This window comes from Streptomyces sp. NPDC048337, assembly GCF_043201175.1.
GTDB lineage: Bacteria > Actinomycetota > Actinomycetes > Streptomycetales > Streptomycetaceae > Streptomyces.
In genome coordinates this window covers 67,937-92,020 of the sequence record NZ_JBICYR010000014.1, presented here as the reverse complement: position 1 = coordinate 92,020, position 24,084 = coordinate 67,937, and the positions used below count along the sequence as shown (strand labels likewise).

Here is a 24,084-nt window from a genome sequence, read left to right as displayed (position 1 = left end):
CCGAGCTGGTCGTAGATGCCGCCCCACCAATGACACGCGGAGGGTACGCTCCGCCGCTTCGCCTCCTCGAAGGTCGCCTGCTCCCAGGGCCACCAGTCCACCGGAGGGGCTCCGCAGCGTCACCGTGTCACGAAATGGACCGCAGCCGGCCGTGGGACTGGCGCTGGAGTTGATCGATGGCCTGGGCCGTTTGGTCGCACTCGGGGAGGAAGATGACGAGCTGCTGGTCGTCCATGGGCAGTTCGAGCGTCTCGCGGAGCAGTCGCAGTCGGTGCCCGGCCGGGTGGTTGAGCCTGAGGACGCCGCGGCGCGGTAGTTCATGGCGGCAGAGACGGTTGGTGAACTCGGGCCCGGCGATGGGGAGGAGCTCGGAGATGAGCCATTCGAGGTTTTCGAGGGACGGCGCCTGCCACAGGTCGAAGCCGTGCTCGTCCGCGACCTCGTCCCAGTCGGCGAAGAACGTCCGGGCTCGGGGGTCGGTGAACAAGTAGCGGTTGAGGTTGGGCTCGGCGTCGTCGAGCAGTCCGGTGCCGCTGGTGATGGCCTGGTAGCCCGTGGTGTGGGCGAGGATGTCACCGAGCCGGTTGGTCACGACGGCGACGCCGGGTTCCAGCAGGCAGAGCGTCTGCAGGACGGACGGCCGCACGCGTCGGGGCGGTGGCACGGGCCTGATGTGGACCGAGCACGCGTCGCCGGAGATCTTCGCGAGGTAGCGCAGGTGGTTGCGCTCCGAGGGGTTGAGGCAGAGCGCGTCGGCGAGCGAGTTGATGACCGTGGGCGATGGGTTGCGGTCGCGCCCTTGCTCGATACGGGCCAGGTATTCGACGCTGATACCGGCTCGGGTGGCGAGGTCCAGGCGGCGCAGCCCGGGCGATCGGCGGCGGCCGTCCCTCAGCAGGCCGAGGAATTCCGGCTGGATGCTGTCACGCTTGGCCCGGATGAAGTTCCCTAACGGCGTTCCCATTCCGCCAGGTTAGCGGTGTCGACGGGGTGGCCGAGGCGGCTCGCGAGGACTGAGGGTGGCCCTGCGGGGGCTAGCTTCAGTACGGCCTGGTTAGCCCCACTGTGGCGCTTGATGATGACGGTCATGGACAACACATCGACACGCCGGTCCGGACAGGTGTTACTGGTGTGGGGGTTGCTCGTGGCAGCGGCCAACCTCCGGGCGAGTCTGACCGGTGTCGGGCCGTTGCTGGACCGCGTGCAGGCCGACCTGGGGTTGGCCCCGGTCGCCCTCGGCCTGCTGAACACCCTGCCGTTGCTGGCGTTCGCGGCACTGTCTCCGATGGTGCCCCGGCTTGCCGTGCGGTGGGGACAGGAGCGGCTCCTGGGCGGTGCGCTCGTCGTGCTGACACTGGGGATCGCGGTTCGGTGGGTGCCCTCGGCGGTCGGCCTGTTCGCGGGAACCGTGCTGATCGGGGCGGGCATCGCCGTGGGCAACGTCCTGCTGCCGAGCCTCATCAAGCGTGACTTCCCCACCAAGGTGGGGCTGCTCACCAGCGCCTACGCGACGGTGATGGGTGGTGTCGCCGCGGTCGCGTCCGGGGTGGCGGTGCCGATCAGCGAGATCGCTCCGGGCGGCTGGTCCACCGCCTTGGGCTGCTGGGTCCTGATCGCGCTGGTGGCCGTACTGCTGTGGCTTCCCCAGATGCGCACCGCGCCGCCCGCCCCGCAGGCGGCGCGCGGGCAGCACCGGCTGCCCTGGGGGTCCGGCCTCGCGTGGGCGGTCACGGCGTTCATGGGGTTGCAGTCCTTCGGCTTCTACGTGGTCGTGACGTGGCTGCCCCAGATCTTCCAGGACAACGGTGTCAGCCCGGCCACGGCCGGATGGCTGCTGTTCCTGTTCCAGGCGGTCGCGGTGCTGACCAGCCTGGCGGTGCCGGGCGCGCTGCGCTGGGCACGTGACCAGCGGGCGCTGGCGACGATCTGCTCGGCCATCCTGCTCCTCGGCTACCTCGGGCTCCTGGTGGCCCCCGGCCTGGCGCTGCTGTGGAGCATCGTCCTGGGCCTGGGCGGCGGGGCCTGCCTCGTGCTCGCGCTGGCGTTCCTCGGCATGCGTGCCCAGGACGCGGCCGGGGCGGGCGCGCTGTCCGCGATGGCGCAGTCGATCGGCTATCTCCTCGCCGCCGCCGGCCCCGTGGTCATCGGGCTGCTGCACAGCGTCAGCTCCGGCTGGCAGGCCCCACTGGTGCTGACGTGCGTGGCCGCGGCCGCTCAGACGGCGGTCGCGCTGGTGGCCGGACACGGCACGGTGCGGCGGGCCGAGGTCCGGGAGCCCGGCCCGGTCCCTGCGGCGCCGGAGCGCGCCTCGTCACCCGGGCACTGATCGTCCGGCGAAGGCCGGCGAAGGCCGGCGAAGGCCGGCGCCAACGGGGGAAGAATGTTACCGATCGCCATAAACCGGAAGTTATCGCTACCCATAACCACGCAGATTCAGGCGGCCATCCGCGAACGCATAAAAGACGGGACCCTGCATCCGGGTGTCCGATTGCCATCGAGCCGGAATCTCGCCGGAGATCTCGGGGTATCGCGCAGTGTCGTGGTCCAGGCCTACGAGCAGCTGGTGGCCGGAGGATATCTGCGGTCCACCCAGGGCTCGGGCACCAGGGTGGCGACCCACCTGCCGCGCCGCGACCGCGGCGCGGCCGAGCCGGCCCGGCGCGCGGAGGCCCGCTACGACCTGAGGGTCGACGCGACGAGCTCGGCGCTGTTCCCGTCCCGTGAATGGCTGCGGGCCTACGAGTACGTGGGGCAGTCGATCGGCGGCGCCGGCACCCGGCGCTACCCCCTCGGTGTTCCGGAACTCCGGGAAGAACTCGCGGCCTACCTCGGCCGTTCGCGGGGGGTCCTGACGACCGCCGCCGAGATCGCCGTCACCGCCGACTTCGACCACACCGTCGACGTGGTGTGGCGCGTCCTGCACGACCTCGGTGTCGACCACATCGCCGTGGAGAGCCCCGGCGCGCCCCGGCAGGCCCGGATCGCCGAGCGGGCGGGGCTGCGGGTCAGCGGAATCCCCGTGGACGACGCGGGCATCGACGTGGACGCCCTCGCCCGGTCCGGAGCCCGCGCCGTGCTGGTCACCCCGGTGTCGCAGGTGCCGACGGGGGCCGTGCTGTCGCCGGGGCGCCGGGAGGCCCTGCTGCGCTGGGCGGCCGACGTCGACGGCTGGGTGATCGAGTACGACCGGGACGGGCACTTGTGGTTCGGCGCCAGCAGCGGCCCCCTCGCCCTGCAGCGGCACCGTCCGGAGCGCGTGGTCTACGTCGGCACGACCGGGGCCGTCTTCGGCCCGTGCATACGGCTCGGCTGGGTGGCGGCGCCCGAGCCGGTGGCGGAGCGGCTCGGCCGGACACCGCTCGGCGTCCCGGACCCGCTCACCCAGCTGACCTTCGCCCACTTCATCTCCTCCGGCATGCTGGACCAGCACATCCGGGAGATCCGGACCCTCCTGCGGGCACGGCGCGCGGCGCTTCGGGACGCCGTCGAAAAGCACCTGCCGGGCGCCCGGATGACCGGCGAGCCGACGGGCATCCACGCCTACGTCCGGTTGCCCCAGGGCGTCGATGACGTCCGCCTCGCCGCCCTCGCACGGGCCAAGTCGGTTCTCGTCCATCCCGGCAGGCACTTCCAGCTCGGCCACCGGTCGCCCTCGTCGGGGATGGTGCTCGGCTACGGCGCGGTGCGCCGCAGCCTGCTCCCGGAGGCGGTCGGTCTGCTCGCCCGGGCCATGGGCCAGGTCAACGCCCGGTAATTCGGCAAACAAGAAACGAATGTCGGCCAGACCATTGGCCACTCCATCGACCGGGCCACTCCGGGAATTCGTTGCTCCCCGGACGGAGATCGTGTTGGTCTGCGTCCATGACGAAAACCGTAGGGGTCGTGGGGGCCGGCGTCATCGGGGCCTGCGTGGCTTTCAGTCTCGCCCAACGCGGAATGCGGGTGCACTGCGTGGAACGCGCGCAGCCCGGACGCCTGACCACCGATGTCAGCTTCGCGCGGCTGAGTGCCTTTCAGCAGCCCACGTACGCGAGGTTCGAGCTGAGTCACACCGGAATGATCGAACACCTCCGGTTCGCCGGGCAGTTCGACTCCGCCCCCTGGTGGCACCCCACCGGAAGCCTCGCCTGGGGCGACGACGAGGACGGCGGCGACGGCAGCGGCCCGTCGTTCGCGGACGTGGCCCACCGCCTCAGCGCCTGGGGCTACCGGACCGTGTGGAGTGACGCGGCCCGGGTGAACCGCGAATGGGAGCCGGGCATCGCGTTCCCGCACCCCCGGACACCGGTCGCGCTGTTCCCGGACGAGGCCTGGATCGACGGGCCGAAGCTGGTCTCCAAGATGCTCGCGGCGGCCCGGGACACCGGGCTCCTGACGCTGTGGAACGGCGCGGTCGACGGCATCGAGGTCCACGACGCAGAAGTGCGCGCCCTTCGCCTCGAAGCCGGCGACCGCATCGAGGTCGACGCCGTCGTCAATGCCGCCGGGCCGCAGGCGCCCACTGTGGCCGCGATGCTCGGAGCCGCCCCGCTCCGGGGCGTCGCGACGCGCAGCAGCCTCGTGATCGACCTGCTCACCGAAGGCGATCCGGTGCGCCACGCCCTGCGCGGCGCACAGGCCCACGCCAGGTCGGCGGGGCCGGGGCGGGTGCGCGTGCGGTCCGAACAGGTCGACGCCCGCCTCCCGGCCGGAATGCGGTCCGATCCCGGCGACGAGCTCGTCAAGGACCTGCTGGAGCGCGCGTACCGCACGGTTCCGGCGCTCGAGTCGGCCAGCGTCGACCGGGTGCGCATCGGTACCGCCGTGTTCCCGGCGGACGGATTTCCCAGCGTCGGCGCGGTGTCCGCCGTTTCCGGCTACTACGAGGCTTTCGCCAACAGCGGTATCACCCTCGCCCCGCTCATCGGGCGGACCCTGACCACTCACATCGCCACCGGGGAGATTCACCCGGCGTGGGCCCGGTCCTCTCCTGACCGGCTGAGGACGGCACCGTAACCATTACCGAGAGAGGGAAGCAATGTCTGCATTTCCGGAGCTCCGTAAGCTGATCGAGAGCTACGTATCCCAAGAACCCCCGGAGATCCATGAGATACGCACGGGAACCCTTCCCGAGCTGCCCGGGTCGTACGGCCAGTACTTCACCGCCTGGGATTTCGCGAACAGCATCGTCCGCGACTACTCGATGAACCTCTACCAGTTGACGAGGATGGCGACGGACGAGAGCCTCTCCGTCGAGAACGTGCTGACGGTCTTCCGCACGCTGGACCCCATCTACAGCACCTTCCTCGGCTACAACGGATTCCCGACCCTGGCGAAGTACGCGGAAGAGGTCGGGCAGCCCGCGGACAGCCGTGGCGAGCTCGTGGACAGGCTGGCCACGTTCACCGAATACGCGAACCGGCTCACGGCCTGGTCGCACCACTACTTCCCGTGGGACCTGGGCGAGCACTACCGCTACCCGACGAACGGTGCCTCGGTGCCGCCCGAGTACACCCCCGCGCCGGTCTCCGTCGAGGATTCGCTCCAGCGGATTCCGGTCAGGCTCACCTGGCAGCCCCTGGGCGTGGAAGTCGAGGCCGAGCTCTACGGTGATCTCAATCAGCAGCTCTGCATGGACGTCCTCAAGGCCCTGCCGTTCACCGTCCTGCAGGACCACGCGGTGGTCAGCGGTGAATCCATGTACGCCTGGGCTCCCTTGGTGAGCGTGGCGCCGACGCCGGTGCGCGAGCGCATCTGCGACGCGCCGGTCGGCCGGCTCAGGTTCAGCCAGGCGACGGGCAACAAGGTCATCGTCCAGTACGGGCCGACCTCGGAGACGCTCAGCAGCCCCGTCCTCGGCAAGGTGATCGACCGTCACACCGACAGGCTCGCCGAGGTCGGCAAGGCCGTATGGGAAAGCACGTTCAGCACGAAGGAGCCCATCTGGCTCACGGTGGAACGTATCTGACCACGGCCGGCCGGAAAGGGTGAAGGAATGACGAGCACACCGAGCAAACCGACCAGGGACCTGCTGTTCCCCGAACTGGGCGACTCCATCGAATCGCGGATCGCCTGGTTCCAGCACATGCAGAAGAACGAGCCGTTACGCTTCCGTCCGGAATACAACCTGTGGGAAGTGTTCCGGTACGACGACGTGCAACACGTACTCAAGAACCCCACCGACTTCTCGGTGACCAACAAGACCCACATGGGGCTGCCGTTCTCCTTCGGCAGAGCGGACATACCGGACCACCGCTATCTGCGGGGGTTCGTGGCACGCTCGTTCCAGCCCGGCAGCATCGAAAAGATGGCCCCCGAGTTCACGGCCATGGTCGACTCGCTCCTGGAGCCCGCCCGCACCTCCGGAAGGATGGAGCTGCTCGGCGAGCTCTGCTACCCGATCATGGAGCGTGCCGTTGCCCACATGTTCGGCCTCCGGATCCCCGGCGCCGACCGTTTCCGGGAATGGTCCGACCAGATGTTCGGCCAGCTCATCGGGGTCCGCTCCCCGGACCACGCCGACGTGGTCGACCTGTTCCAGGAGCAGCTCGACGAACGCAAGCGCAACCCGCGCGACGACCTCATGAGCGCGCTGCTCGCGGAGCGGCGCAAGGACGGACGACTGGCCGAGGAAAAGATCATCCACATGTGCCTGGACCTGGCGACCGCCGGGAACGCGCCCATGGCCCTCATGCTCGGCTACGCCTTCGACCGCTTCTGCCGGGACCCGGAGTTCTTCCAGACCCTGCGGCGCGACCCCTCACTGATTCCGGGGGCCATCGAGGAGATCCTGCGCTTCGACTTCTCGTGGTTCAACCTCTGGCGCACGGCCCGGCACGACACCGTACTGGGCGGGCAGGAGATCAAGGCGGACCAGTACGTGGTGGTCTGGGACTCGTCGGCCAACTTCGACGAGAGCCACTTCCCCCGGGCCGACCGGTTCGACATCAGGCGCTCCCCCAACCCCCATATGACCTTCGGGCAGGGCATGTACATCTGCCTCGGCCTGCCCCTGGTCCGCACCCTGGGGCGCGTCGTGCTGGAACGCGTCGTCGCCACCTTCTCCGACATGCGCTCCGACCCGGAGAACCCCATGCGGACCCTGGACCGGATGAAGGACTACATCGTCTCCCTCGACGTGGTCCTGACACCGTAGACCGGATCAGTGCCGGAGGAGCGGGGCCAGGTCCCGGGTCCAGCTGTCACGCGTGCGCGTCCAGACCGCGGAGCAGTCGGCCCGGGCCGGGCCGGCGAGCTCCGGGTGGCGGGCGGGGCCGGCCCCGTAGACCGCGCAGCGGTGGGACGCGGCGCGGGTGGCGGGCGGGGCGTGTTCGTCCGCGGGGTCGGGGGCGGGGTCGGCGGCCGCCTCCGCGTCGTAGGAGCGGGCGGCGGCGAGGAGGGTCTGCTCGCCTTCGGGGTCGCCGGCGCGCAGGAGCATCACCTGGGCGAAGCGGTCGGCGGCGTCCTCTTCGGCGCGGTCGTCGAGGGTGCGGTGCAGGGCGTCCAGGAGGGCGTGGCCCGCCTCGTGGTAGAGCGTCTCCCGGACGATGTGGGACAGGTCCTCGTCCGGGTGGGCGGAGCCCGATCGGCCGATCAGGTCCCGCTCCTCGGCGAGGTCGTCGTAGCAGAGCTCGATGCGGTGTTCCTCGGGGTCGTAGCCGGTGCCCCCGCCGTCGCAGGAGCGGGCTACGACCTCCACGCCGCGGGGCAGGGCGAGGTGGCCGTTGAGGTCCGCGAGGACCGCTTCGGCGGGGGCCCGGTCCTTCAGGAAACGGTGGTGGTCCCGGTCGGCCGCCGCGGGCTCCTCGTAGCGGAGGGTGAAACCCTTGCCGCTGCCGGGCGGGTCCTGCTGCCCGCATGCGGCGGCGAGCAGGAGCAGGACTGCCCCGAGCATCGCTCGGTGACGGGTGATCATAAGCGCCAACTCCCTCTGAACTAGCTCAGATTCTCTCGCGCTCTCGGGCGTCCCGACGGACACTTGTGGCACGTTGCCGGAGCTCTCTGAGGGGATTGCCGATGCGGGACAGCCATCGCAGTGAGGCCGAGCGGCTGTTGGGGCGGGCCGTGGACGAGGAGGCCCGGCGGGCGGCGGCGGGGGTGCCGGTCGACAAGGCGGTGCTGCTGGCGCGGGCGAGGGAGGCGCTGGATTCGCTCGCCGCGAGCGCGGCCCACGAGTACGAGGCGTACGTACGGGCCCTGGACGAGGCGGCGGCCGGGGAGCAGTCGCTCGGCGAAGCCTTCCAGCGGGGCAACTCCTCAACCGCCTTACTGGTGGCGGCTGTTGCCGCGGCCGCGGCCGTCGGGGCGGATCTGGCGCTCGGTGTGGCGGCCGGTACGGCGCTGGCCGCGGGGGCGGTGACGGGCGTCGCCGGGGCGGTGGCGACCGTGGCGAAGGTGACGGCACTGCACCTGCCGGCCGCGAACCGGCGGGCCGGCGAGCGGGGTCGGCCCGGCGGTCCTGAGCAGTTGAGGCTGCAGTGGCTGTCGGCGCTGGAGGTACGCGGGATACGGCCCTTCCTGGAGCAGCAGCGTGCGGTGGCCGCGGCGGCGCGGGCACCCCGCGGCGCGGCCCGGACGGCGCCGCCGCGTCGCGGGACGGACCGCAGCGCGGAGGCCAGGCGGCGCAGTGTGCTGGAGCAGTCCTTCGGCCAACTTCCGGAACCGGCCGGGCTGTTCGCCGGACGGAAGGCGGAGCTGACGCGGATCGCGCAGTGGGTGCAGGCGGCCCGGGCCAGTACGGAGACGCGCCCGGTGGTCGTGGTGCTGCACGGCGAGCCGGGGGTGGGCCGTACGGCGCTCGCGCTGCGGACGGCGCACGGGCTGCGGGACCAGTTCCGCGGTGCGTGCGTGGTGGATCTGCGGGGCGGGGACCTGGGCGGTGCGCCGCTGTCGACGCGGGAGGCGCTGCTGCACCTGCTGAACCGGCTGGGTGCGCCACGCGAGCAGTTGCTGTTCCGCGAGGGGTCCTCGGCGGAGCAGCAGGTGCGGCGGCTCGGGGAGCTGTACCACCAGCACCTCCAGGGGTTGCCGGTGACGGTGGTCCTGGATGACGCGGTGGACCCGGCGCAGGTGCGGATGCTGGTGCCGGAGCGTTCCGAGAGCCTGGTGCTGGTGACGGCGCGGGAGCCACTGGAGCTGCCGGCGGATCTGGCGGCGTGGGTGTACCAGTTGCCGGTGGAGCCGTTGCCGGAGGCGGAGGCGGCGGAGCTGGTCCGTGCGGCGGCGGCCACCCCGGAGTCGGCCCCGGGTCCGGGCGATGACGCCGACCTCGGCGCCGATGCCGAGGACGCCCTCGCCACCGCCGTATCGGCGGCCGTGGAGTCGGGCGGCGGGCTCCCCCTCGCGCTGCGGATGCTCGCTCCGGCGGCCCGTGAGGGCCACGCGCCGGACGCCGGGGAGGGCCACCCGGTGGAGCGCGCCCTGCGGGCCGCCGACGCCCGGCTGCCCGCGCCCGCCCGCCGGCTGCTGCGGCGGCTGCCCCTGGCCGGGCGGGCCTCCCTCGGCGGCGCGGCGGCGGCCGCGCTGGCCGACGTACCGGAGCAGGCGGCGCTGCGCGCGCTGGAGGAGTTGTGGGAGGCCGGGCTGATCGAGCGGGTGCGCGGTCAGCGGTTCCGCATGCACGACGCGGTCCGCGCGTACGCCGCGGGCCGACTGGCGCAGGAGGAGGACCGGGCGGAGGCCGTGGCGGCGCACGAGCGGCTGATCCGCAACTACGCGCAGCTCGCGGACTCGGTCATCCGGATGGTCGACGGGAAGATGTCGACGCGGGCCAATCAGTTCGGGGGCCACGGTTTCACCTCGCTGGACGCGGCGCTGCGCTGGCTGGACGACGAGTCGAGCTTCATCACGGCGGCGCTGCGGCAGTCGGAGGGGGTGGACCAGCAGGTGGTGCTCGACCTGCTGGGCGCGTTGTGCGACTTCTGCCTGCTGCGCGGGGACCTGTACCGGCTCGGGGAGATCGACGAGCTGACGCAGGCGGTGGCGGCGGGCCGGCAGGGCGAGCAGGGCCGGCTGGTGCGGTCGGTGCAGTGGCGTACGGGTATCGCGGCGCGCCAGCTGGGCGAGCTGGACAAGGCCCGCACGACGCTGACCTCGGTGGTCGACGGGTACATGGAGGCGCACCAGGAGGCGGGGGCGGCGATGGCCCTGGTCTCGCTCGGGATCACCCTGCACCACCAGGGGAACCTCCCGGAGGCCGCGGCCCGCATCCGCGAGGCGCTGGCGCTCCAGGAGCCGGCGGAGCTGGCCGGCGACCGGGCGTGGGGCCTGCACGCGCTGGCGGCCGTCGAACGGGACCGGGCCCGCCTGGCGGAGGCGATGCGGCTGCTGGAGCAGTCGCTCGCGCTGCACCGGGAGAGCGAGAGCGTGCACGGCGAGGCGTGGGCGCACTTCCAGCTGGGCCAGGTGTACCTGCGGGTCGGCGACGTGCCGCGGGCGGAGGCGGAGCTGCGCCTCGCCCTGGACCTGTACGGGCGCACGCGCGACGGCCGCGGCGAGGCGTGGGCGCTGACGCAGCTGGGGCGGGCCCGGGTGGTGGACGGGGATCCGGGGCCGGCGCTGGAGCGGCTGCGGGAGGCGCTGGCCCGGCACCGGGAGCAGGAGGACGCGCGCGGTGAGGCGTGGACGCTGTACTACCTGGGCCAGGCGCTGGAGGAGGGCGGCGAGCGCGATCAGGCGGTGCGGGAGCTGGAGCGGGCGCGGACGATGTTCTCGCGGATGCGGGACGTGTACGGGCTGGCGCACGCCCGGCACCATTCGGGTCGGGTGACGCGGGACCAGCGGGCGGCGCAGACGGGGAACCTGAAGAACTCCGGTTTCGCGCGTCAGCTGCTGGTGGACGCGCGGGCGGACTTCCGGCGGATCGGGCTGGCCCACGGCGAGGCCTGGACCTGCCTGGAGCTGGCGGTGGTGGACGCGGGCAACGGCCGGGTCTCGCAGGCGCTGGGGCTGTGCGAGGAGGCGGTGCGGCTGTTCATCTCGTACGGGGACCGGCGCGGGGAGGACTGGGCGCGGTTCCTGCGGTGCACGATGCTGCCGTACGCGACGCCGGCCGCGCCGGAGGAGGCGCGGGCGGAGCTGGCCCGGCTGGCGCGGGCCCCGCATCCGGCGCGGGACGGGCGGCTGGAGGACGGCCTGGAGACGTACGGGGTGATCCTGGGCCGGGGCGTGGACCCGGTGGAGGGCTGGCAGGCGTGGCGGCTGGGCCTGGTGCCGAACCTGCACTCGCGGGAGATCATGGGCGTCCCGCTCCCGTGACGCCCGCGGCGGGCCGCGCCGTGATGCGCAGGACACCCCTGCGGCGACGGCGGCGAAGTGCCCGCCGCCGCCCGGGGGGTCGTCTCCGTAGGACCCGACGGCGACTCGTCGTCGAGGTCCCGCACCCGACCCGCGCCGCCGATGATCATGCACAGCGCGAGCCCGCCGCCCCACCGGTTCACGGGCGGGTGGCGGTCACGCGAAGGGTCCTACGGAGCCCGGGTGCCGTCCGCGCTCGCGGAACCCGGCTCCGGGGCCTCCTGGAAGTCGACGCGGCCCATGTGCCGGCTCATGGACTTCATCAGGCCCCACACCCCGAGGGCGAGGGCGGCGAAGACGATGAAGCCCAGGATTCCGGGGGTCACCTTGTTCTTGTCGAAGGTGTCCCCGGCCAGCGGGAGGAACTGGACGATTGCTGCCTGCGTAGCGCTCATGGCTACGCATTCTCCCGGATGCCCGAGAAGAGGTCGGACTCGGGGAGGGAAGTGTCGACGAGCGACTTGGCGAGCTCGTACTCCTCGGTGGGCCAGACCTCCTTCTGGATCTCCATCGGGACGCGGAACCAGCCGCCGTCCGGATCGATCTGCGTGGCGTGCGCGATGAGCGCCTTGTCACGGATCTCGAAGAAGTCCGAGCACGGGACGTGCGTGGTCAGGGTCCGCTCCTTGCGCTCGAACTCCTTCCACCGCTCCAGCCACTCCCCGTACGGGGAGTCCATGCCGCGCTCCAGCAGCGCCTCGTGCAGCGCGATGGTGCGCGGCTTGTTGAAGCCCTGGTTGTAGTAGAGCTTCTGCGGCTGGTAGGCGGGGCCGAATTCGGCCTCCGGGAACTTCTCGGTGTCGGCCGCGCCGTCGAAGGCCACCATCGAGATCTTGTGGGTCATGATGTGGTCGGGGTGCGGGTAGCCGCCGTTCTCGTCGTAGGTGGTGATCACCTGCGGCTTGAAGGCGCGGATCTTCTTCACCAGCTCGCCGGCGGCCTCCTCGACGTCCGCGAGGGCGAAGCAGCCCTCGGGGAGCGGGGGCAGCGGGTCGCCTTCGGGCAGGCCGGAGTCGACGTATCCCAGCCACTCCTGCTCGATGCCGAGGATCTGGCGGGCCTCGTCCATCTCCTTGGCGCGGACCTCGTGGATGTTCTCCTCGATGTACTTGTCACCCTGGAGCTTGGGGTTCAGGACCGAGCCGCGCTCGCCCCCGGTGCAGGTCACGACCAGTACGGGTACCCCTTCGGACACGTACTTGGCCATGGTGGCCGCGCCCTTGCTCGACTCGTCGTCGGGGTGGGCGTGGACGGCCATCAGTCGAAGCTGCTCGGTCAAGACGGGATCCTCTGCGATTCGGCGCGACGGTCGACCTCTATATTGACCGAATCGGGGGACGGAAAATTCCGGGGGCGGTCCGCAGGGATCCGGCCCCGCCCTCTCGGAAGGAACGATCGATGAGCGCGGTACGCGAGGGCCTGCCCGAGGGCCGTTATGGCCGGTCGGCGGACGAGCGTGCGGACCGGAAGCTCAAGGTCGTCGGGTCCGTGCTCGGGGTCGTGCTGCTGGGTGTGGTCGGCTGGATCGGCTGGGACTACGTCGCCGGGCAGAGCGTCAGCGCCGAGGTGATCAAGTTCCAGGTGGTCTCGGACGCCGAGGTGAAGGTGCACCTGGAGGTCCGCAAGGAGTCCTCGGTCACCGGGGTGTGCACGCTGAGCTCGCAGGACAAGGAGCACAACGAGGTGGGCCGAGCGGACTACACCTTCGCGCAGCCCGAGAGCCGGGTGGACGAGATGGTCTCCCTCAAGACGACCGGCCGGGCCACGATGATCGAGCTGGTGGGCTGCCAGCCCGCCACCGGCTCCCACTGACGGTCACCGAGAGTCACCGGGGGCGCGTTCTCGTCACCCGTGATGACACACTTCATACACATCACGTCCTCCCCCTTTTCCTGCCGAATTGTTAGGCTCGTGGTTTCGCCCGCCGCTGGCGGCCTGTAGTCCCCTGTACCGACGAGGAGCACCCGTGACCCAGACGAGCGAGAGCGTCACCTGGCTGACCCAGGCGGCGTACGACCAGCTGAAGGCGGAGCTGGACTACCTCTCTGGTCCCGCACGCACGGAGATCGCCACGAAGATCGCAGCCGCCCGCGAGGAGGGCGACCTGCGGGAGAACGGCGGTTACCACGCGGCCAAGGAGGAGCAGGGCAAGCAGGAGCTGCGCGTGCGCCAGCTGACCCAGCTGCTGGAGAACGCCAAGGTCGGGACCGCGCCCGCGTCCGACGGTGTGGTGGCCCCTGGCACCCTCGTCAAGATCGCCTTCGACGGCGACGAGGACGACACCCTGGAGTTCCTGCTGGCCTCCCGTGAGTACGCCTCCACGGACTTCGAGACGTACTCGCCGCAGTCCCCGCTCGGCAGCGGTGTGCTGGGCAAGGCGATCGGCGAGGACGCCGAGTACGAGCTGCCGAACGGCAAGAAGGCCTCGGTCAAGATCCTCGACGTCAAGCCCTTCACCGGCTGATCACCCACCCCTTTCGCACACGCCGATGCCCGGCCGGGTTCCTTCTCCGGCCGGGCATCGGCATGCGTACGGGCGTGCGTACGGGCCTACGCGGTGGCCGAGCGGTACTTGCGGACCGCCAGGGTCCGGAAGACCGCGATGATCAGCAGGGACCAGAGCACGGACGCCGGCACCGGGTGCTGCATCGGCCAGGCCTCCGGGACCGGATAGCCCTCCGGGAGGTTGCCGAAGAGCTCGCGGGCCGCCTGGACGGTGGCGCTGAACGGGTTCCACTCCGCGATGTGCCTCAGGAAGGTCGGCATGTTCTCGGAGGGGACGAAGGCGTTCGAGATGAACGTCAGCGGGAAGAGCCAGATCAGCCCGCCCGAGGTGGCCGCCTCCGGGGTGCGCACCGACAGGCCGATCAGGGCGCCGATCCAGGAGAAGGCGTAGCCGAGCAGGAGCAGCAGGCCGAAGCCGGCGAGCACCTTGCCGAGGTTCTCGTGGGTGCGCCAGCCGACGATGAGCGCGACGACGGCCAGCACGACCACGGTGAGCGCGGTCTGGACGAGGTCGGCGAGGGTGCGGCCGGTCAGGACGGCGCCGCGGGCCATGGGCAGCGAGCGGAAGCGGTCGATGAGGCCCTTGTGCATGTCGTCCGCGATGCCCGCGCCGGCTCCGGCGGTGGCGAAGGTGACGGTCTGGGCGAAGATGCCGGCCATCAGGAACTCGCGGTAGGCGGCGGGTGAGGTGTTGCCGCCGACGCTGATCGAGCCGCCGAAGACGTAGCTGAACAGGACGACGAACATCACCGGCTGGATCACGCCGAAGATGATCATCTCGGGGATCCGGGACATCCGGATCAGGTTCCGCTTGGCGATCACCAGCGAGTCGCTGATGCCCTGGACGATGCCCCCGCGCGGGCGGGGTGCGGCCAGGTCCGGGGTCGCGGAGGTGGTGGTCGTGGTGGTCACTTCGCCGTCTCCTTCCGCGCCGCCTTGCGGCTCTTGGCGTCCTGCGGGGCGGCCTCGCCGTTCTCCTCCGCCGTCAGCTCGGCCGCGTGGCCGGTCAGGGAGATGAACACGTCGTCGAGGGTGGGGCGGCGCAGTCCGATGTCGTCGATCTCGATGCCCCGGCCGTCCAGTTCCCGGATGACCTCGGCGAGCAGCTTGGCGCCGCCCGACACGGGGACGGTGAGCTTGCGGGTGTGCTCCTCGTAGGTGGTCTCGCCCTTGCCGAAACCGGCGAGCACCTCGCGTGCGGTGGGGATGTGCTCGCGCTCGTGGACGACGACCTCGACGCGCTCGCCGCCCGTGCGGGCCTTGAGCTGGTCGGAGGTGCCGCGGGCGATGACCTTGCCGTGGTCGACCACGCAGATGTCGTGCGCGAGGTGGTCGGCCTCCTCCAGGTACTGGGTGGTGAGCAGGAGGGTGGTGCCGCCGGCGACCAGCTCCTGGATGATCCCCCACAGCTGCTGGCGGTTGCGGGGGTCGAGTCCGGTGGTGGGCTCGTCCATGAACATCACGGGCGGGCTGACGACGAGGGCGGCCGCGAGGTCCAGGCGCCGGCGCATGCCGCCGGAGTAGGTCTTGGCGGTGCGGTCGGCGGCGTCGGAGAGGTTGAAGCGGTCCAGGAGTTCCTCGGCCCGGGCCTTCGCCGCCCTGGCCTTCATCTGGTAGAGCCGGCCGACCATTTGGAGGTTCTCGCGGCCGGTCAGGTACTCGTCGACGGCGGCGAACTGGCCGGACAGGCCTATCGCGCGCCGGACCTCGTTGGGGTGCTTGAGGACGTCGATGCCGGCGACGACGGCCTTGCCGCGGTCGGGGCGGAGGAGGGTGGTCAGTACGCGCACGGTCGTGGTCTTGCCCGCGCCGTTGGGGCCGAGCAGCCCCAGGACGGTGCCTTCGGGGACATCGAGGTCCACGCCGTCCAGAGCACGTACATCGCCGAAGGTCTTGACCAGACCTTCGGCGTAGATGGCGCCTGGCATATGGATTCTCCCAGTGTTTTCGGGTGTTTCCTACGCAAATCGTATGGGCGCCGGGCCTGCCTCGCCCGGCCGAACGGGGGACGCACCTCTGCCTCCCCTCCGCCCGGGGCGCACGCTATCGCGTTATATCGCGTACCGCCCATGGGGTCGCGGTGACGCCCTCGCCCGCCTCGCCGATCGGCGCCGGGCCGACTAGCTCATCACCCTGTACCCCGCGTTGTGCAGCGACCGCGCGACCTCCTTGCAGTGCTCCGGGCCCTTCGTCTCCAGGTGCAGCTCCACCTCCACCTCGGTGAGCCCGAGCCGCGGGTCGGTCCGTACGTGACTCACGTCCAACACGTTCGCATCCACCACTGACAACACCCCCAGGAGCCCGGCCAGGGCCCCCGGCCGGTCGGCCACGCGCAGCCGCAGAGAGAGGTACCGGCCCGCCGCCGCCATGCCGTGGCGCAGGATGCGCTGGAGCAGCAGCGGATCGATGTTCCCGCCCGACAGAACGGCCACCACCGGGCCTCCGCCGTACAGTTCGGGCTCGCTCAGCAGGGCGGCGACCGTACTGCACCCGGCCGGCTCGACCACGAGCTTGGCCCGCTCCAGGCAGAGCAGCAGGGCACTGGAGAGCGCGTCCTCGGAGACCGTACGCACGTCGTCGAGCAGTTCGCCAATGATTTTGAACGGGATGTCGCCGGGCCGGCCGACCTTGATGCCGTCGGCCATCGTGCTCGGGTTGTCGATCGACACCGGGTGCCCGACGAGCAGCGAGGGCGGGTAGGCGGCCGCGCCCGCCGCCTGGACGCCGATGACCCTGACGTCCGGCCGCAGCGCCTTCACGGCGACCGCGACACCGGCCGCGAGACCGCCGCCGCCGATGCCGACGAGGATCGTCCGCACCTCCGGGCACTGCTCCAGGATCTCCAGACCCACCGTGCCCTGGCCCGCGATGATGTCGCGGTGGTCGAAGGGGTGGATGAACACCGCCCCCGTACGGTCCGCGTAGTCCTGGGCGGCGGCGAGGGTCTCGTCGACGACCTGCCCCTCCATGCGCACCTCGGCGCCGTACTCCCGGGTCGCGGCCACCTTGGGCAGCGGCGCCCCGACGGGCATGAACACCGTGGAGCGGACCCCGAGGAGGGAGGAGGCCAGGGCCACGCCCTGCGCGTGGTTGCCCGCGCTGGCCGCCACGACGCCGGCGGCGCGCTGCTCGGGGCGCAGACCGGCGATGCGCACGTAGGCGCCGCGCAGCTTGAAGGAGCCGGTGCGCTGGAGGTTCTCGCACTTGAGGTGCACCGGGGAACCGGTGAGCGAGGAGAGGTGCCGGCTGCCCTCCATCGCGGTGACCCGGGAGACGCCCGACAGCATCTTCTGGGCTCCCCGGATGTCGTCGAGGATAACCTGCGGAACGGGCTGGGGCGCGCGGTAGCTCATGCCGCAAGTCTCGCACCCGGGCCGGGTCCGGACCCCCTGCCGGACCCCCTACCGAACCCCTGCCGAACCCCTGCCGGGCGGCCCGCACCACGGGCCCGTACGCGGGCCCGCAGTGGGGTGAAATCCGGCCATCCCGGACGGGGCTCCGGGCTCGTTCCCCGGCAGCCGTATCAGTTGTCAAACGGGGCGTACGAGCCGCCGCACGGCCGCGTACTCTGTCCCCCATCCTTGTCGGACCCACGCGAAGAGAGCCCACGGCCATGCCTTCCACCCCGGCCAATTCCGACCTGCCCACGGCGGCCGAAGCGCCCGCCGGAGGCGGTCTCCTCGACTCGCTCCAGCACCAGGTGGCGGTCTTCGCCCGCCGCGCCGAGCAGACCCGCCTGGGCGGTGTGGGCCAGGCCCGCAACTCGATGGACCGCGCCGCGTACCTGCTCCTGAACCGGCTCGACCTGGAGGGCCCGATGGGCGTCAAGGCGCTCGCCGGCGGCATGGGCATCGACTCCTCCACCGTGACCCGGCAGGTCGCGCCGCTGGTCGACAGCGGCCTGGTCAAGCGGACCTCGCACCCGGAGGACGGGCGGGCCGTGGTGCTCGCGCTGTCCCCGCGGGGGCTGGCGCGGCTGGAGGAGGTCCGGTCCTCGCGGCGGGAGCTGATGGCGCGCGTGACGGACGGCTGGAGCGAGGACGAACGCGAGTCCTTCACCTCTCTGCTGACCCGCTTCAACCTGTCGCTGTCGGAGCTGATGGCGGCCGTGGCCGAGGCCGGCCCGGCGTCCTGAGCCGGCCCCCACGTCGGGAGCCGAGCCGAGCCTGTCAGACCCCTTGACCAGGGTCCTGCGACTGCCCGCACTATGTGGACTATGCGAGCGGTCGGGCACGGGGGCCAACAGGCGGTCCCCTACGCGGAGTTCGAGGCCTTCGTCGCGGGTGCGGCGGGGCGGCTCCTGTACGTCGCGGTACTGCTGACCGGTGAACCGGAGTCCGCACGGCGGTTGCTGGCCGGCGCGCTCGCCCGTACGTACGCCAACTGGCGGCGGCTGCGCGGGGACGACCCGTACGACTTCACGCGCCAGGAGCTGTGCAGCGCCTTCGCCCGCACCGGCCGGCGCCACCACGGCGGCAGCGGGGTACTGGCCCGGCTGAGCCCGCAGGAACGCCTCGTCCTGGTCCTGCGGATCTACGAGGGGGTCGCCGAGGAGGTCACGGCGGCCCAGCTCGGGCTGCCCGTGGAGCGGGTACGGGTGCTGTGCAACCGGGCCGTGGCCGTGCTGCGGGCCCGGGAGGCGGCGTGAGCGGGGTCCCGGACCGCAAGGAAGCCCAGGCCAGGCGCCTGCTGGAGGGCCCCTACCCGGTGGTCCCGGCCGGCTTGGCCGCGGGCGCGGCGGCCCGCGGCGACCGCCTGCTGCGGCGCCGCCGGGTACTGCGGAGGTTCGGCTGGGCCGTCCTCTTCGCGGCGGCGGTGGCCTTCACGGTCTGGGCCGCCCTGACCCACCCCTGGACCACCCCACCGAGCGGCATCTCGCCGCCCCTGGAGGGCTGGTAGCCAGGAGCTTGAGTCCCTAGGGGGTGTCCGAGCCCACCGCGAGCTGCAGCGCGGTGGGGGTCTTGGTGACCCGCACGTTCACCTTCCCCTTGACGGCCTCGGTACCGGCCGCGGAGTCGTCCACCTCGAACCCGGCGGACTTGAGAGCGGCGGTGTAGGAGGTGAGCGCAGAGGCCGGGTCTGGGGTCGTGTACATGAGGACATAGGTGCCGTCGGCACCGGTGACCGAGGTCAGCTCACCCTGCGGCAGGGGGAGATCAGCCGGCAAGTCCGAGGGCTTCTGCTTGCCGTTGACGATGACGCCCGGTGTGGCGCTGGGGGCGGCGCTGGGCTTGGCGCTGCCGCCCGCCGCCGGGGCGCTCGCAGCCGCGGACGGCGAGGCCGCCTTGTCCTTCGACGTGTCGGAAGACGACTGCGAGCAGGCCGTGAGGCCGAATCCGGCGACGACCACGGCGACGAGCAGACGTGCGGCGCGCTTCTTGAGCATGGCCAGCCAATCTCGTGAGGGCATGAAGGGTTTACAAGCCAAGTGAGACTGACACATGAAATCCGCCTGCACGAGCGAAATCCGGACGTCCATCGTGACTGAGGCCGCAGCCCGGTCGGCTGCGGCCTCGTCGCGGTTACTCGCCCAGCGCCTGCGTCAGGTCCGCCAGGAGGTCGTCGGCGTTCTCGATGCCCACCGACAGGCGGACCAGGTCCGCCGGAACCTCCAGCGCCGAGCCCGCCACCGACGCGTGCGTCATGCGGCCCGGGTGCTCGATCAGGGACTCGACGCCGCCGAGGGACTCGGCCAAGGTGAAGATCTTGGTGCGGGCGCAGAGGGCGACCGCCTCCTCCTCGCCGCCGGTCACCTGGAAGGAGATCATGCCGCCGAAATTCCGCATCTGCTTGGCGGCGACCTCGTGACCCGGGTGCTCGGGCAGGCCCGGGTAGAGGACCTTGTGCACCTTGGGGTGCCGGGTCAGCATGTCGGCGATCTTCGTCGCGTTCTCGAAGTGCCGGTCCATGCGGACCGCGAGGGTCTTGATGCCGCGCAGCACGACCCACGAGTCGAACGGCCCGGCCACCGCGCCCATCGCGTTCTGGTGGTAGGCCAGCTCCGCGCCGAGCGCCGCGTCCGCCGTGACCAGCGCGCCGCCGACCACGTCAGAGTGCCCGCCCATGTACTTCGTCAGCGAGTGCACGACCACGTCCGCACCCAGCGCCAGCGGCTGCTGGAGGTAGGGCGACGCGAAGGTGTTGTCCACGACGAGCTTCGCACCGGCCGTGCGCGCGATGTCGGCGACGACGGCGATGTCGGTGATGCCGAGCAGCGGGTTGGACGGGGTCTCGACCCAGATGACCTTGGTCTTCGGGGTGAGGGCGGCCCGCACCGAAGCCGGGTCGGAGGTGTCGGCCACCGACCACTCCACGCCCCAGCGGGAGACGACCTTCGCGAAGAGGCGGAAGGTGCCGCCGTACGCGTCGTTCGGGATGACCACGTGGTCGCCCGGGGCCAGCAGCGTACGCAGCAGGCAGTCCTCGGCGGCGAGACCGGACGCGAAGGCGAGGCCGCGCCGGCCGCCCTCCAGCGCCGCGAGGTTCTCCTCCAGCGCGGTACGGGTCGGGTTGGCGCTGCGGCTGTACTCGTAGCCGCCGCGCAGTCCGCCGACCCCGTCCTGCTTGTACGTCGATACCTGGTAGATCGGGGGTACGACCGCGCCGGTCAGCGGGTCCGCCGTGTTGCCCGCGTGGATCGCGCGGGTCTCGAAGCTCTGGTGCTCGTGGCTGTCGTCGCTCATGGGCAGAGCCTATGCCCCGCCTGGGCTCCGCTCCTCTATTGGCCTGCCATTGGCCTGCGGGCACCCGAGTCTGGTTCGCTTGGCGGTATGGAGATTATCTGGGTCCTGATGGGGTTCGCCCTGCTCGCCGCCATGACCTTTTCGTACGTACGGGCCCGGCGCGGGGGCTCCATCCGTCTGGTCGCCCCCGGCAGCCCCGACGCCGCCGACCCCGCGAACTACGGATTCGACCGCCAGGAGGACCTCGACATCCGCGTCCCGGGGCCCGACCAGGACCTGATGGACGCCCTCGACAACGTCCGCCGCACCGGCCAGTGGCAGGCGGCCTCGCAGCTGCTCGCCGGCACCCCGAAGGAGGGCGAGCAGCGCTGGCAGCGCGTGCAGGCCTTCGGCGGCTCGGCGGCGCTGGAACTCGTACAGCAGCCGGGCACGGGCGCACAGTGGCTGAAGGGCTGGCGGCTGGAGGCGGAGAAGGACGCGGGCGGCGCGCAGGTGCACGCGGAGCTGCTGGTGCAGCAGGCGTGGCGGGCCTCGGGCGGTGTCGGTTCCGACGACCACCGGATCATCCTGGAGGAGGCGCGGGACGCCTGCCGCAAGGCGGCGCTGCTGTCCCCGGGCGACCCGGTCCCGTACATCACGGAGCTGGCGGTCGCGCGCGGCCTGGCCTACCCGGAGGCGGAGTTCGACGAGCTGTGGGCGAAGGTCATCGACCGGGCCCCGCAGCACATGGGCGCGCACCTGGCAGCGCTGCACTACTGGTGCGAGAAGTGGCACGGCTCGCGGGAGAAGGCCGACGCCTTCTCGCACGCGGCGGCGGCCCGCGCCCCGCAGGGCTCGCTGCTGGCGGCGCTGCCACTGTTCGCGCTGTACGAGAACCTGCCGGACGTGATCCTGACCGGGGGCTTCTACCAGAGCGCGTCGGTGACGCGGGCGGTGGAGGGCGCCCTGTACGCGGTGCACACGGCGCGGCAGGACGACCCGATGCTGGCGCACGTACGGCACCTGCTGCTGCTGTTCCTGGTGAACATGGAGCGCTGGGCGGAGGCGATGGAGCAGGTGCGGCACGTGGACGGCTACGTGGGCGCCCTGCCGTGGTCGGCCTCGGAGGACCCGGCGGCGCAGTACGCGATCTACCGGGCGCTGGCGGTGGCCGGGTACGAGGCGAACGGCGGCTCGCCGGCCACCCTTCCCCGGTAGGGGTCGGGCTCACCGGGGGCCGGGCGGGGCTCCGCGGTCCGGGCGTGGCTCTGGGCGGTGCGGCCCCCCACCAGCGGAAACGGCCCTCGGCGAAGTTGCCCTGGGCACCCCCGGGGCCGCATGATGCGGAACCGCACCGCACTTCGTCCCGGGGGGATCTGTACATGGGCGCTTCGCTGCGCGCTCTCCGCGCGCTCGTCCTGCTCGCCGGCTTCTACCTGCTCGGCGTCTTCCTGCTCGCCGTCCTGGCCGGCATCGACTACGCCGCCGTCGCGGCCGGCTCGGGCGCCACCGCCGGCAAGGTCGTCGTCTTCTCCGTCGTCCTCGCGATCCCGATCGTGCGCGGCCTGTTCATGCTGCGCACCCCCAAGGCCGAGCCGCCGTCCGGCGTCACCTTCACCGTCACCGAGGCCCAGGAGCCCGCGCTCTGGGAGGCCGTGCACGACGTCGCCCGGAAGGTCGGCACCGGGCGGGACGGCTGCGGCACATGCTGGCGTGGGTCCTGTACTGGCAGGACCGGTACGAGGAGGCGCTGGAGCAGTTCCGGGCCGTCGACGGGTACATCGGCGCAACCCCGTGGACGTACGCGGCGGACAGCAAGGCCCGCTACCTGCGGGCGCGGGACTTCAGCGTGCGCCAGGTGACGCGGAAGGCGTGAGGAACGCAGCGGGGGCGGGTCGGGGGGAATCCCTACCCGCCCCCGCCCGTTGAGGGAGTACCGAAGGAGGCGACCCATGTTCTCGTACCGCCGCACGCCCGAGCTCCCCACCCGCGAGGAGGCCCTGACGGGCCGCGCGGAGCCGCTGTTCTCCGTCCCCGAGCGCCACACGGTCCTCGGCAACCCGCTCGCGGGGCCCTACCCCGCCCACCTTGAAGTGGCCGACTTCGGTTTGGGCTGTTTCTGGGGCGCGGAGCGCAAGTTCTGGCAGACCCCGGGAGTGTGGACCACCCTGGCCGGCTACCAGGGCGGCTTCACCGAGAACCCGACGTACGAGGAGGTCTGCTCGGGCCTGACCGGCCACACGGAGGTCGTCCGCGTGGTCTTCGACCCCTCGCAGGTCTCGTACGCGACCCTCCTCAAGCTCTTCTGGGAGTCCCACGACCCCACACAGGGCTTCCGCCAGGGCAACGACGTCGGCACCCAGTACCGCTCGGCGATCTACACCCACTCCCCCGCCCACCAGCAGGCGGCGGAAGCCTCCCGCGCGGCCTACCAGCAGGTCCTGACCTCCTCGGGCTACGGCGACATCACCACGGCCGTCCTCCCGGCGACGGACCGCCCCTTCTGGCCTGCCGAGGCGTATCACCAGCAGTACCTCGACAAGAACCCCGGCGGGTACTGCGGCATCGGCGGGACGGGGGTGAGCTGCCCGATCGGCGTGGCCCAGGCGCCCGGGGTGTGACGCCGGGCTGATTTGACGCGCCGGTGCGGCAGGCGTACTCCGGGAGGAGGGGACTCATCCACAGCTCGGGAGGGCAGGAGAGGGGTCTCATCATGCTCGGCGAACTGATCGGCGAGGAACAGGGCGAGATCACCGGCACGCGAGTGCTGGCCACCGACGGCGGACACGCCGTCGTCGAGACCACCTTCCAGGCCGCCGGCACGCTGCTCGGCACGGCGGAGAAGGACATGGGGACGTACGAGGCCGTCATGCAGGCCGACGGCACGCTCTTCGGCGAGGGCCAAGGGGTGGTCATGACCCAGGACGGTGGCTCGCTCACCTGGCACGGCTCGGGCGTCGGCCGTTTCACCGACTCGGGCACCGTGCAGTGGCGCGGCGCGATCTACTACGAGACCACCGCCGCGGCCTTCGAGCGGCTCACCGGGATCGCGGTCGTGTTCGAATTCGATACCGAGGAGAGCGGGAAGACGGCCGCGCGGCTCTACGAGTGGAAGTAGGCCGCCCGCTGGGCGGAGGTGTGTGGTGACACTGTCCGAGATCACTGAGAGCGTTCACGTGGACGCGACGCCCGCCGAGGTGTGGTCCGTGGTGGCGGACGTGCGGCGGCACACGGAGTTCGCCGGGCCCAAGAGCATCACCAAGGAGATCGAATTCGACGGGCCGCTGGAGGTGGGGGCTCGCTGGATGGCGCACGAGAAGTTCGGGCCGTCGCGGTTCGACGCGCCGTCCGAGGTGATGGTGGTCGACCGCGAGCACGACTTCGCGTGGGTCTCGTTCCCTCCCATGAAGGAGGAGAAGCGCGGGGCCGGCGGGCGCGCGTACTGGGCCTACCACCTGGAGCCCGAGGACGGCGGCACCCGGCTCTCCCACCACATGCGGGTGGAGGAGCCGGCCAAGGGCGCGCTGTCGCTGAAGGCCATGTACAAGGTGCTGAACCTCCCCAAGAAGCAGCGCGCCGCCATCCTCACGACGCTGGGGAACATCAAGGAAGCCGCGGAGCACCACCCGGCCCGATGAGCCGG

Annotated in this window: 25 protein-coding genes; 16 read left to right on the top strand and 9 right to left on the bottom strand. The window is 71.6% G+C overall.

Going from position 1 to position 24,084, the window contains the following annotated elements:
- Positions 1-127: 127 nt before the first annotated feature.
- A complete protein-coding gene (locus ACGFYU_RS22535; protein WP_393829092.1) occupies positions 128-964 on the bottom strand; it encodes a helix-turn-helix transcriptional regulator in 837 nt (278 codons plus the stop codon).
- 180 nt (positions 965-1,144) lie between these two features.
- Between ACGFYU_RS22535 and ACGFYU_RS22530 the strand changes: the two genes are divergently transcribed.
- The 5 genes from ACGFYU_RS22530 to ACGFYU_RS22510 all read left to right on the top strand — a co-directional run bounded on the left by ACGFYU_RS22530 (position 1,145) and on the right by ACGFYU_RS22510 (position 7,135).
- The gene (locus ACGFYU_RS22530) at positions 1,145-2,326 is read left to right on the top strand and encodes an MFS transporter (RefSeq protein WP_393829091.1); all 1,182 of its coding nucleotides are present in this window, start codon (positions 1,145-1,147) and stop codon (positions 2,324-2,326) included.
- Positions 2,327-2,380: 54 nt separating this feature from the next.
- Entirely contained in the window at positions 2,381-3,754 is a 1,374-nt protein-coding gene (locus tag ACGFYU_RS22525; protein ID WP_393829090.1) for a PLP-dependent aminotransferase family protein, read from the top strand.
- Between the two features lie 107 nt (positions 3,755-3,861).
- Entirely contained in the window at positions 3,862-4,995 is a 1,134-nt protein-coding gene (locus tag ACGFYU_RS22520; RefSeq protein ID WP_393829089.1) for an NAD(P)/FAD-dependent oxidoreductase, read from the top strand.
- A gap of 22 nt (positions 4,996-5,017) precedes the next feature.
- The gene (locus ACGFYU_RS22515; protein ID WP_393829088.1) at positions 5,018-5,947 is read left to right on the top strand and encodes a hypothetical protein; all 930 of its coding nucleotides are present in this window, start codon (positions 5,018-5,020) and stop codon (positions 5,945-5,947) included.
- Between the two features lie 27 nt (positions 5,948-5,974).
- A complete protein-coding gene (locus ACGFYU_RS22510; protein WP_393829087.1) occupies positions 5,975-7,135 on the top strand; it encodes a cytochrome P450 in 1,161 nt (386 codons plus the stop codon).
- 6 nt (positions 7,136-7,141) lie between these two features.
- Here ACGFYU_RS22510 and ACGFYU_RS22505 read toward each other — a convergent pair whose 3' ends face one another.
- The gene (locus ACGFYU_RS22505) at positions 7,142-7,894 is read right to left on the bottom strand and encodes a DUF4344 domain-containing metallopeptidase (RefSeq protein ID WP_393829086.1); all 753 of its coding nucleotides are present in this window, start codon (positions 7,892-7,894) and stop codon (positions 7,142-7,144) included.
- Positions 7,895-7,995: 101 nt separating this feature from the next.
- Between ACGFYU_RS22505 and ACGFYU_RS22500 the strand changes: the two genes are divergently transcribed.
- The gene (locus ACGFYU_RS22500) at positions 7,996-11,235 is read left to right on the top strand and encodes a tetratricopeptide repeat protein (protein WP_393829085.1); all 3,240 of its coding nucleotides are present in this window, start codon (positions 7,996-7,998) and stop codon (positions 11,233-11,235) included.
- Positions 11,236-11,444: 209 nt separating this feature from the next.
- Here the strand turns inward: ACGFYU_RS22500 and ACGFYU_RS22495 are convergent, their stop codons facing one another.
- Together ACGFYU_RS22495 and mca are read right to left on the bottom strand one after the other, a co-directional pair.
- Positions 11,445-11,669, bottom strand: coding sequence for a hypothetical protein (locus ACGFYU_RS22495; RefSeq protein WP_393829084.1), 225 nt, complete (start codon positions 11,667-11,669; stop codon positions 11,445-11,447).
- Between the two features lie 2 nt (positions 11,670-11,671).
- Positions 11,672-12,553: a mycothiol conjugate amidase Mca gene (mca, locus tag ACGFYU_RS22490; RefSeq protein ID WP_393829083.1), complete on the bottom strand. Its 882-nt coding sequence runs from the start codon at positions 12,551-12,553 to the stop codon at positions 11,672-11,674.
- A gap of 119 nt (positions 12,554-12,672) precedes the next feature.
- On the opposite strand from mca, the gene ACGFYU_RS22485 reads away from it, so the two are divergent.
- The gene (locus tag ACGFYU_RS22485) at positions 12,673-13,086 is read left to right on the top strand and encodes a DUF4307 domain-containing protein (protein WP_393829082.1); all 414 of its coding nucleotides are present in this window, start codon (positions 12,673-12,675) and stop codon (positions 13,084-13,086) included.
- 154 nt (positions 13,087-13,240) lie between these two features.
- Complete coding sequence (gene greA / locus ACGFYU_RS22480; RefSeq protein ID WP_393829081.1) at positions 13,241-13,738, top strand: transcription elongation factor GreA; 498 nt, start codon at positions 13,241-13,243, stop codon at positions 13,736-13,738.
- A gap of 86 nt (positions 13,739-13,824) precedes the next feature.
- Here the strand turns inward: greA and ACGFYU_RS22475 are convergent, their stop codons facing one another.
- From ACGFYU_RS22475 to ilvA, 3 genes are all read right to left on the bottom strand, one after another.
- Entirely contained in the window at positions 13,825-14,691 is an 867-nt protein-coding gene (locus ACGFYU_RS22475; RefSeq protein WP_393829080.1) for an ABC transporter permease, read from the bottom strand.
- Positions 14,688-15,707 carry an ATP-binding cassette domain-containing protein gene (locus ACGFYU_RS22470; RefSeq protein WP_393829079.1) on the bottom strand — a complete coding sequence of 340 codons (1,020 nt, stop codon included), beginning with the start codon at positions 15,705-15,707 and terminating at the stop codon, positions 14,688-14,690. Before ACGFYU_RS22470 ends, ACGFYU_RS22475 begins: the two co-directional genes overlap by 4 nt.
- 192 nt (positions 15,708-15,899) lie before the next feature.
- Positions 15,900-17,132, bottom strand: coding sequence for a threonine ammonia-lyase (gene ilvA, locus ACGFYU_RS22465; protein WP_393829078.1), 1,233 nt, complete (start codon positions 17,130-17,132; stop codon positions 15,900-15,902).
- Between the two features lie 260 nt (positions 17,133-17,392).
- On the opposite strand from ilvA, the gene ACGFYU_RS22460 reads away from it, so the two are divergent.
- From ACGFYU_RS22460 to ACGFYU_RS22450, 3 genes are all read left to right on the top strand, one after another.
- Positions 17,393-17,914, top strand: coding sequence for a MarR family winged helix-turn-helix transcriptional regulator (locus ACGFYU_RS22460; protein WP_393829077.1), 522 nt, complete (start codon positions 17,393-17,395; stop codon positions 17,912-17,914).
- Between the two features lie 81 nt (positions 17,915-17,995).
- Positions 17,996-18,427 carry a sigma factor-like helix-turn-helix DNA-binding protein gene (locus tag ACGFYU_RS22455; RefSeq protein WP_393829076.1) on the top strand — a complete coding sequence of 144 codons (432 nt, stop codon included), beginning with the start codon at positions 17,996-17,998 and terminating at the stop codon, positions 18,425-18,427.
- Entirely contained in the window at positions 18,424-18,678 is a 255-nt protein-coding gene (locus tag ACGFYU_RS22450) for a hypothetical protein (protein ID WP_393829075.1), read from the top strand. The genes ACGFYU_RS22455 and ACGFYU_RS22450 overlap by 4 nt, the downstream gene beginning before the upstream one ends.
- 16 nt (positions 18,679-18,694) lie before the next feature.
- Here the strand turns inward: ACGFYU_RS22450 and ACGFYU_RS22445 are convergent, their stop codons facing one another.
- Together ACGFYU_RS22445 and ACGFYU_RS22440 are read right to left on the bottom strand one after the other, a co-directional pair.
- On the bottom strand, positions 18,695-19,189 hold the full coding sequence (locus tag ACGFYU_RS22445; protein WP_393829074.1) for a hypothetical protein: 495 nt from the start codon (positions 19,187-19,189) through the stop codon (positions 18,695-18,697).
- A gap of 112 nt (positions 19,190-19,301) precedes the next feature.
- Entirely contained in the window at positions 19,302-20,462 is a 1,161-nt protein-coding gene (locus ACGFYU_RS22440; protein ID WP_393829073.1) for a cystathionine gamma-synthase, read from the bottom strand.
- Between the two features lie 87 nt (positions 20,463-20,549).
- Between ACGFYU_RS22440 and ACGFYU_RS22435 the strand changes: the two genes are divergently transcribed.
- The 5 genes from ACGFYU_RS22435 (at position 20,550) to ACGFYU_RS22415 (ending at position 24,079) form a co-directional block, all read left to right on the top strand.
- Positions 20,550-21,659 (top strand): hypothetical protein, encoded by a 1,110-nt coding sequence (locus ACGFYU_RS22435; protein ID WP_393829072.1) that lies wholly within the window; start codon positions 20,550-20,552, stop codon positions 21,657-21,659.
- Between the two features lie 164 nt (positions 21,660-21,823).
- On the top strand, positions 21,824-22,303 hold the full coding sequence (locus ACGFYU_RS22430; protein ID WP_393829071.1) for a hypothetical protein: 480 nt from the start codon (positions 21,824-21,826) through the stop codon (positions 22,301-22,303).
- 90 nt (positions 22,304-22,393) lie between these two features.
- The gene (gene msrA, locus ACGFYU_RS22425) at positions 22,394-23,062 is read left to right on the top strand and encodes a peptide-methionine (S)-S-oxide reductase MsrA (protein WP_393829070.1); all 669 of its coding nucleotides are present in this window, start codon (positions 22,394-22,396) and stop codon (positions 23,060-23,062) included.
- Positions 23,063-23,154: 92 nt separating this feature from the next.
- Positions 23,155-23,559 carry a hypothetical protein gene (locus tag ACGFYU_RS22420; protein WP_393829069.1) on the top strand — a complete coding sequence of 135 codons (405 nt, stop codon included), beginning with the start codon at positions 23,155-23,157 and terminating at the stop codon, positions 23,557-23,559.
- 25 nt (positions 23,560-23,584) lie between these two features.
- The gene (locus tag ACGFYU_RS22415; protein WP_393829068.1) at positions 23,585-24,079 is read left to right on the top strand and encodes an SRPBCC family protein; all 495 of its coding nucleotides are present in this window, start codon (positions 23,585-23,587) and stop codon (positions 24,077-24,079) included.
- The last annotated feature ends 5 nt before the right edge of the window (positions 24,080-24,084 follow it).